The organism is Streptomyces sp. NPDC003697, from assembly GCF_053587115.1.
In genome coordinates this window covers 107,249-115,337 of sequence record NZ_JBSFNN010000013.1, presented here as the reverse complement: position 1 = coordinate 115,337, position 8,089 = coordinate 107,249, and the positions used below count along the sequence as shown (strand labels likewise).

8 protein-coding genes are annotated in these 8,089 nt (G+C 64.7%); 4 read left to right on the top strand and 4 right to left on the bottom strand.

The annotated features are described in order from the left end of the window. Window positions 1-298 precede the first annotated feature (298 nt). From ACWDNY_RS08180 to queC, 4 genes are read right to left on the bottom strand one after another with little or no spacing between them, the layout of a single operon-like run. Window positions 299-1,072 carry a GTP cyclohydrolase, FolE2/MptA family gene (locus ACWDNY_RS08180; RefSeq protein ID WP_451644900.1) on the bottom strand — a complete coding sequence of 258 codons (774 nt, stop codon included), beginning with the start codon at window positions 1,070-1,072 and terminating at the stop codon, window positions 299-301. Window positions 1,073-1,076: 4 nt separating this feature from the next. Further along, entirely contained in the window at window positions 1,077-1,433 is a 357-nt protein-coding gene (gene queD / locus ACWDNY_RS08175) for a 6-carboxytetrahydropterin synthase QueD (protein WP_451644899.1), read from the bottom strand. Continuing rightward, window positions 1,433-2,068: a 7-carboxy-7-deazaguanine synthase gene (queE, locus tag ACWDNY_RS08170; protein ID WP_451644898.1), complete on the bottom strand. Its 636-nt coding sequence runs from the start codon at window positions 2,066-2,068 to the stop codon at window positions 1,433-1,435. The genes queD and queE overlap by 1 nt, the downstream gene beginning before the upstream one ends. Continuing rightward, window positions 2,068-2,763, bottom strand: a complete 696-nt coding sequence (gene queC, locus ACWDNY_RS08165) for a 7-cyano-7-deazaguanine synthase QueC (protein WP_451644897.1) — start codon at window positions 2,761-2,763, stop codon at window positions 2,068-2,070. Before queC ends, queE begins: the two co-directional genes overlap by 1 nt. Before the next feature lie 123 nt (window positions 2,764-2,886). Here queC and ACWDNY_RS08160 point away from each other — a divergent pair, with 123 nt between their 5' ends. From ACWDNY_RS08160 to dbpB (ACWDNY_RS08145), 4 genes are read left to right on the top strand one after another with little or no spacing between them, the layout of a single operon-like run. Beyond that, a complete protein-coding gene (locus ACWDNY_RS08160; protein ID WP_451644896.1) occupies window positions 2,887-3,783 on the top strand; it encodes a hypothetical protein in 897 nt (298 codons plus the stop codon). Continuing rightward, window positions 3,780-4,913 (top strand): DGQHR domain-containing protein DpdB, encoded by a 1,134-nt coding sequence (gene dbpB / locus ACWDNY_RS08155; RefSeq protein ID WP_451644895.1) that lies wholly within the window; start codon window positions 3,780-3,782, stop codon window positions 4,911-4,913. The genes ACWDNY_RS08160 and dbpB (ACWDNY_RS08155) overlap by 4 nt, the downstream gene beginning before the upstream one ends. After that, window positions 4,910-6,130: a tRNA-guanine transglycosylase DpdA gene (gene dpdA, locus ACWDNY_RS08150; protein WP_451644894.1), complete on the top strand. Its 1,221-nt coding sequence runs from the start codon at window positions 4,910-4,912 to the stop codon at window positions 6,128-6,130. Before dbpB (ACWDNY_RS08155) ends, dpdA begins: the two co-directional genes overlap by 4 nt. A 22-nt stretch (window positions 6,131-6,152) precedes the next feature. Continuing rightward, a complete protein-coding gene (gene dbpB, locus ACWDNY_RS08145) occupies window positions 6,153-7,271 on the top strand; it encodes a DGQHR domain-containing protein DpdB (protein WP_451644893.1) in 1,119 nt (372 codons plus the stop codon). Window positions 7,272-8,089: the final 818 nt, after the last annotated feature.

Here is an 8,089-nt window from a genome sequence, read left to right as displayed (position 1 = left end):
AACGCGATCCCCGTAACTACCTGGCCTTTCTCGGCCTCGCCGCCGCCCTGTGTTGCTACAAGCGACTGCTCCGCCTCACCACATAGGACACGGTCTAAGCCACGCGGGTGGGTCCCTCAACGGCGGGCGCGCCAGACAGCGTCGCGGGTGCCGGCCTGCTGTACGGGCCGGTGGGCGTGCGCATAACCGGCAGTCGACGCCGCGCGGGCTCAGGCGGAACGAGGCGCCTTGCCGCCGCAGGCATGGGGTAGGGAGGGGGATGGCATCCCCCTTCCCAGCCTGGGGCGCGTGCGTGGGCTCAACTGGTGTAGGTCAGGCTGGCGATGGCGTCGTGGCTGTGAATACTTTCCAGGTTCTTCGCCTGGATCGCATGATTCAGCCCCTTTTCGCGGCATGCGAGGCTTATATCACGGATGATGTCTTCGGCGAAAACAGGATGGTCGTAAGCCTGCATGGTGACGACTCGCTCGTCGGGCCGCTTGATGAGCGGGAAGACAGGGGCGGAGCCGACGTTGCGCAGCAGGTCGACGATTTCGTGGATCGCCAGGGGGTAGGGCGCGTCGGTGGTCCCGGTGACCGTGAGGGTGATCTCGCTGCGCTGGTTGTGGGCGCCGTAGTCGGAGATGGCCTTGGAGCACGGGCACAGGCTGGTGACGCCGGTGGTCACCGTGGTGGCGACGGTGCAGGTGTCGGCGGTGATGCGGCCGGTAATGGTGACGTCGTGGGTTTGCCACGACTGTCGCTTACTGGCGGGTGCGGTAACGGTCGTGGCGATGGGCAGGGACAGCGTCAGTGCCAGGGTGGGGGCTTCGAGCAGTTCGAGCCCTCGTTTGAGGGCGATGGGCAACTCCTGCGGGGCGAGGGTGGCCACTTGCTCGTGCACCAGGGCGATCATGCGGCTCATGTGGGTGCCGCGCCGGTCGGCTTGCAGGCCGACGGTGACGCTGATGTCGGCGATGCCGTTCTGGCGCGTGTGGCCGTCATCGAAGGTGACGGGGTAGCGCAGGCCGCTGATCCCTACTTCGTCGATGGCGATGCCGCGGGGGTCGGCCTCGTTTTGGATGTCGTGCATGCTGCTACTCGCCTCGGTAGGTGCAACCGGAGGTGCAGGTCTCGCGCACGGTGATCGCTGACAGGGCGGGGAGTTCGGCGATCATCCGGTCCCAGATCCAGCGGGCCAGGTTCTCGCTGGTGGGGTTTTCCAAGCCTTCGATGTCGTTCAGGTAGTAGTGGTCTAGTTGTGCGTCGATGGGCTTGAATGCACGCTTGACGTCGCCGAAGTCCATCACCCAGCCTGCTTCCGCATCCACTGGCGCTTCGACCTGTACGGTGATCTTGTAGGAGTGGCCATGGAGGCGGGCGCATTTGTGTCCTTCGGGGACACGTGGCAGGCGGTGGGCTGCTTCGAAGGTGAACTCGCGAAAGATTTCCATTACTGAATTCCCAGATACTTGTGCGTCTGGAGGGAAAGTGTCCAGCGCGGGTTCTCCATGCAGTACTCGACGGCGGCGCGAGTGTGGGCCTCGCGATGAGCGTCGTCCAGGGGTTGCAGTCTGAAGTGGCGGAAGTTGAGGTCTTCGAACTGGGCGGGGTCGCCGCCGGCCTGGGGATACACCAGCTTGAGTTCGTCGCCGTGAGTGAGGACCAGTGTGGAGCCGATCTTGGGGCTTACGCACAGCCAGTCGATACCCCGGGGTGCCGGGCGGGTGCCGTTGGTTTCCACTGCGACTTCGAAGCCGCGGTCGTGGATGGCGTTGATGGCCTTCTCGTCCAACTGCAGTAGGGGTTCTCCTCCGGTACACACCACGAACCGGTGTGCGCGATCGGCAGTGGGCCAGGCAGCTTCCACGGCGGCGGCCAGGTCGTCGGCGGTGGTGAAGCGGCCGCCGCCTTCGCCGTCGGTGCCGACAAAGTCGGTGTCGCAGAACTGGCAGATGGCGCGGGCGCGGTCGCGTTCGCGGCCGGTCCACAGGTTGCAGCGAGAGAAGCGGCAGAAAACTGCAGGGCGGCCTGCGTGACTGCCTTCCCCTTGGAGGGTGTAGAAAATTTCCTTGATCAGGTAGGTCATCAGGCGCTCTGGTACTGGACCGGGTCCTTCACGCCGGCCTCGGCGAAGCCTTTCAGGCGCAGCAGGCACGTCTCGCACTTGCCGCAGGCCCGTCCCTGTTCGTCGGGGTCGTAGCAGGAGGAAGTCAGGGAGTAGTCCACACCCAGACGCAGGCCCTCGCGGACGATGTCGGCCTTGGACAGTGCGATCAGGGGAGAATGCAGTGTGATCTTGGAGGTGCCTTCGACGCCGGCTCGGGTGGCCAGGTTGGCCATCGTGGCAAAGGCCTCCATGTACTCGGGGCGGCAGTCGGGGTAGCCGCTGTAATCCACGGCCGTGACCCCGGTGAAGATGTCGCTGGCGCCGACAGTCTCGGCGAAGGCCAGTGCGAACGACAGGAAGATCGTGTTGCGGGCCGGCACGTACGTGATCGGCACCCCGGACTGGGGCGTGTCCTGGAGCGACTCGTGCTTGGGCACCTCAATGTCGGCGGTCAGGGCAGAGCCGCCGAAGACCCGCAGATCGATGTCGGCGATGACGTGCCGGGCCACCCCCTGTGCCTGGGCGACCCGATGGGCTGCCTCCAGTTCGATGGAGTGGCGCTGACCGTAGCGAAAGCTGAGCGCGTAGGGAGTGAATCCCTGGTCCTTCGCGATGGCCAGCACCGTGGTCGAGTCCAGGCCGCCGCTCAGCAACACGATCGCGGGACGATCCATGCTGTCACTCCCTTGTCTGATGTCCAGTTTCCTCAGTTGAGGCAGGCGAAGCCTACCCCGGTAACTACCGGCTACAGTAATCACGACAAGAGACGAGTTAGAGAAGCCAGAGGTCGATCCGCAGTGAACGAGTTGCCCATCGTGGTCACGTGCACGGACCGGAAGGCTTCACCACCCGTGACCGCCCTGCGGGCCCGCTATCTGCCCGCCGCGGATCTGCCCGAGAGGGCCGCGGAATGGGAACGCCGCCTTCGAACCGCCTCCGAGGCGCGGGTGGAGTTGGCGCATCTCTACCAAGGGGACCAGTGGCGGCGTGCTCAAGCCCTGGCTGCCGTTGCTACCCATGCCGGGTTCGCGCCCCGCCTGTATGTGGCCTCGGCCGGACTGGGTCTGCGATCAGTCTCCAGTCTCGCCCCCTCCTACGCGGCCACTTTCACGTCCCGACACGCAGATTCCGTGGCTTCCTCCACATCCCAGGCGGCCGACTGGTGGGATCGCCTGCAGTGCATGGACGAAAGTCACAACTTGTCCGAGATTGCGGCTTCTGTCGGACGAATCCTTGTGGTGCTGTCCGAGACGTACGCCCAAGCCATGCACCGCGACCTGCTCGCCCTGGCGGCCAGTGGAGCCGACACAGTGCTCATCGGAGGCGCCTGCGACCTGGACGGCGTGCTGCGCATCCCAGCCAACGCCGCCCTGCGCAACGCCCTGGGCGGCACCCTCACCAGCCTCAACGCCCGCATGGCGGCAGCCTGGCTGCAGCACTGCACACCCGGCCGCCTCATCACCCCTGCCGCTAAAGAGCGTTGGACGGCCTGGGTCGGCCAGGCGGCCTGCCCAGAACGCTACGCCCGCACCCCGATGTCGGACGCTGCAGTGATCGACTTCATCAAAGACATGAAAAGCCGCTACCCAGACTCGTCCCGCACGCGCCTGCTACGCCTACTGAGAGACAAGGGGATGGCCTGCGAACAAAAGCGCTTCGCAGGCCTGTACTCGTCAACGATTGGCCAACGATGACCTCCACTGTGCTTAAGCGTCGGGCTCTGCGGATCGATCAGCACCCCACGATCCCGCTGTATGTGTTCACCTTGGCGGCGGAAGAGGTCCACCAGGTCGCCGACGTCGCCCGAATCTCCCGAGACGAAGCGGGCAAACTGATCGGCTACCAACGCCCCGAGAAGAAGCAGCACGTGAAGCAGATCCTCGAGTACCTCGACGGCGAGGAAGTCCTGTTTCCCAACGGGCTGATCATGGCGCTGCCCTCCAGCGTGCGGTTCAAGTCCAGCCCGGGCCCGGGCAGCAGCGACGGCCTGTGCACCTCGGGCACGCTGGAGATCACCCTGCCCGATGCCCCCGACGCCCCCCGGCCGGCCTGGATCGTCGACGGTCAGCAGCGCAGCCTCGCCCTGGCTCGCACCCGCAACACCCGCCTGGCTGTGACCATCGCCGGCTTCGTTGCCGAAGACCTGGAGACCCAGCGCGACCAGTTCTTGCGTGTGAACACGGTGTCCCCGCTGCCCACCAATCTCGTGACCGAACTCCTCCCGGAAGTCGGCACCCTGCTGCCGACCAAGCTCTCCGCCCGCAAACTCCCCGCCGTGCTGGTCGAGGCCCTCAACCACGACAAGGACTCACCCTTTCGGGGCCTGGTGCGCCGCCCGTCCACCGCGGCCGAGCAGAAGACGGACGCCGTCGTCACGGACAACAGCCTCACCACGGCCATCCAGGAATCCCTCAACTCCCCGTCAGGCGCCTTCTTTCCCTACAAAAATCTGTCCAATGGCACGGTCGACACGGCCACCATCCGCCAGATCCTCGTCGTCTACTGGACCGCGGTGCGCGACACCTTCCCCGACGCGTGGGGGTTGCCAGCGACCAAGAGTCGGCTGATGCACGGCGTCGGCATCCGCTCCATGGGACGCTTGATGGATCGCGTCATGATGGCCATCGACCCCGCCTCACCCCATGCCGTGGAGTTGGCGCGGGACGAACTTGCCTTGATCGCACCGCACTGCCGCTGGACCCAGGGACGCTGGCCCGACCTGAACACCCCCTGGAACGAACTCCAGAACAACCCCCGCCACATCAGCACCCTGTCGAACTACCTCCTCCGTATCTATGTGCAGGAAAAGGCAAAGGCCGCGTGAAATTCTATTTCCCTGACAGTCAGGACCTGGTGAGCCCCACGTACGACTTCATTAACGATGAGTACTCGCCCTACCGAGTCCGTCAGCGCGATGACGTCTACGCCCACCAGGCCGTGACGCCGATCCCCTACGACGGGATCCTTGTCAGCAAGGCGGTTGTCGACGGATCCATGAAGGGGGCAGGTAAATACTCTGCCCCCCAGCGCGAGCGCTTTTACCGCCTGGGCGTGAGGAACTTCTTCCGTCTCCCCGACGAATGCTCCACCATCGGAGACTGCGGCGCCTTCAACTATATCGACGAAGAGCGCCCACCCTACGAAGTCGACGAAGTCCTTGACTTCTACGGCCGATGCGGTTTCGACGCTGGCATCAGCATCGACCACATCATCTTCGGCTACATCCCTCAAGAATCCAACACGGAACCAGAAGCGGCGTGGGTGGAACGCCAGCAGATCTCTCTGGAACTCGCTGAGAATTTTCTCGTCGCGACCAAAAAGCGCGGCGCCCGCTTTGAACCCGTCGGCGCCGCCCAAGGTTGGGGACCCGACAGTTACGCCCACTCCGTCGCGCAACTGCAGAAAATGGGATACCGGCGTATCGCCCTCGGCGGCATGGTCCCCCTCAAGTCCCACGAGATCCTGGCCTGCCTGCGAGCCATCGACGAAGTACGCAAACACGACACCGAACTACACCTGCTCGGCATCAATCGCGTCGACAGCATGGAGCAGTTCGCCCGCCACGGCGTGACCAGCTTCGACAGCACCTCCGCCTTCCGTCAGGCCTTCATGGACGACCGCAACAACTACCACACCGCTACCGGTGCCTATACCGCCATCAGGGTCCCCCAAGTCGACGGCAACCCCGCACTCAAACGTCTCATCCTGTCCGGAAGTGTCTCCCAGGCTCAGGCCATCACCGCAGAGCGGGCCTGCCTGCGCGCACTGCGGGAATTCGACAGCGGAGAGAACTCGCTCGAAGAAGTACTCGACGCCCTCGCTGCCTATGAGTCGCTCGTCCTCGGCCCGAAGAAGAAGAGCTACCTCGCATACTACGAGCGCATCCTCAGCGACGCTCCCTGGCGCGCCTGCCCCTGCGCCCTGTGCAAGAAACACGGCGTCGAGATCGCAATATTCCGGGGAACCGAGCGGAACAAGCGCCGAGGGTTCCACAATCTGACCGTGCTCGAGGCCAAGATGCGCTCCCTCACCTTCGGGTGAACCCCACTTTTCTTCTTTTGACATGTCTGGAGATGCAATGGCCGACCGATACGAACTCAGGCTCCCGGCGCTCGAGATCCGCCAGGGTGGTAGAAAGATCTACTGCTTCGCCGTAGACGGCAAGAAGGTTCACAGCTTCGCCGCGGTTTCCCGCGTACGCCGCGACGACGACAGCAACCTCCAGGGCTACCAGCGCCCCGAGGTCCTTAGCCACATTCGCGGCATCCGCCGCTACCTCGAGTCCGACAACGCCATGCTCCCCAACGCCCTGGTCCTGGCCTTCGACGAAAGTGTCAGGTTCGAGAGCGGGGCGCGGCGGGTCGCCGGCGTCAACTACTCCGTCCCCGGCGAGTTGGTGATTCCCGTCGATGAGTCCCTTTCCGACGAGGACAAGCCCGCCCTGATCGTCGACGGCCAGCAGCGCAGCGCCGCCATCCGCGACGCCGACCTGGTCGAATTCCCCGTCGCCGCCGTCGGGTTCATCGCCGACAACCACGACGATCAGCGCTCCCAGTTCATTCTGGTCAACTCCACCAAGCCGCTACCCAAGGGCCTGATCCACGAACTCCTGCCCGAGACCAGTGGCCACCTCCCGCCCACCTACGCCCGCAAGCGTTTGCCCGCCCAGTTGATGACCCGTCTCAACACCGACGGCCAGGGCCCCTTCTACGGTCGCATCGCCAGCCCCACCTCACCCGACGGCAACATCAAAGACACTGCCGTTCTCCGCATGCTGGAGCACAGCCTCTTCGAGGGCGCTCTCTACCAGTACCGCAACCCCGAAGACGGCTCCGGCGACATCGACCGCATGCTGCTGCACCTGCGCTCCTTCTGGGCCATCGTCAAGGACACCTTCAGTGACGCCTGGAAACTCCCGCCCCGCCAGTCCCGCCTCACCCACGGCGCCGGCATCCAGGCCATGGGCTTCGTCATGGACAGCCTCACCGATGGCATGCCTGCCGAAGACGTCGACTGCGACGCGGTGCGCAACGCTGTTCTGGGCCTGATGCCGATCACTGCCTGGACCTCCGGCATGTGGCGCTTCGCCGACGGCGAGCAGCGCCGCTGGAACGGTCTGCAGAACACCCCCAACGACGTTCGCCTCCTGACCGACCTGCTGGTCCGCGCCGTACACAGCTGATCTGACCGTTCCTCGGGCCCTGCCTCCGGGGCACGGCAAATGACGATAATTCGCCCGCCGCCGGCATCCGGTGGCGGGCGAATCCGTTTTCGGGGTCGCAGTAGCCGGCCGCTTGCGCGGTGCTGCTGCCAGCGCGTGTCGGCCCGGGCCGCTGACGGGACCGAGGCCCTGGTCGCTGGTGTTGATAGACCTGCAGCAGTACCCGGTAGCAGTCGTCAACGCGATGATGAGCAGCGGGCTCACTCGAACGTAGCCGCTGGCGGGTTCACGTCCCGTCCGCCACACTTGCATCCGTCCGTGCGGCAACTTTTGCGCCGCACCTTCTCCTTCCGGTCCCGTCAGGCGGGGCAGGTTGGATCTCTTCTTCGGCCCGGAGTGCCTGCAGCGTCCCGAAGCCGTGGGCATCGCTATGTTCCTGCAGCGTCAGGTACTGATCGGTTGCGCTCAGTATTGACCGGCCTGACTGCATGGGTTATGAAACTAGATGATCATCCTTATCGTGATCTCATCCCCGATGTCTGTGCGGGGTGGCGCGAAAGGATGGCGGGGTGGCTGCAGGACGGCGCTGGACGGGGCGGCGGTGAACCGGCCCGAGTTACGACTTCGGTGCGGTGGCCTAGCGTCATTGAATCGTGATCACCCAAGATCCCCACCCGGCGGGGGGCGTTGTCGGTGGCACGGTTTACGCTTCAACCGGCTGGATGTGTGCATCTTGTGAAGGAAGTGCGATGTCGGGGCTGAGGGTGGGGGATTTCGTCCGTTTCGCCAGCTGTTTGGTGTTCGGGTGCAACGCAATGCCCGAGGGAGGGAAGGGCATA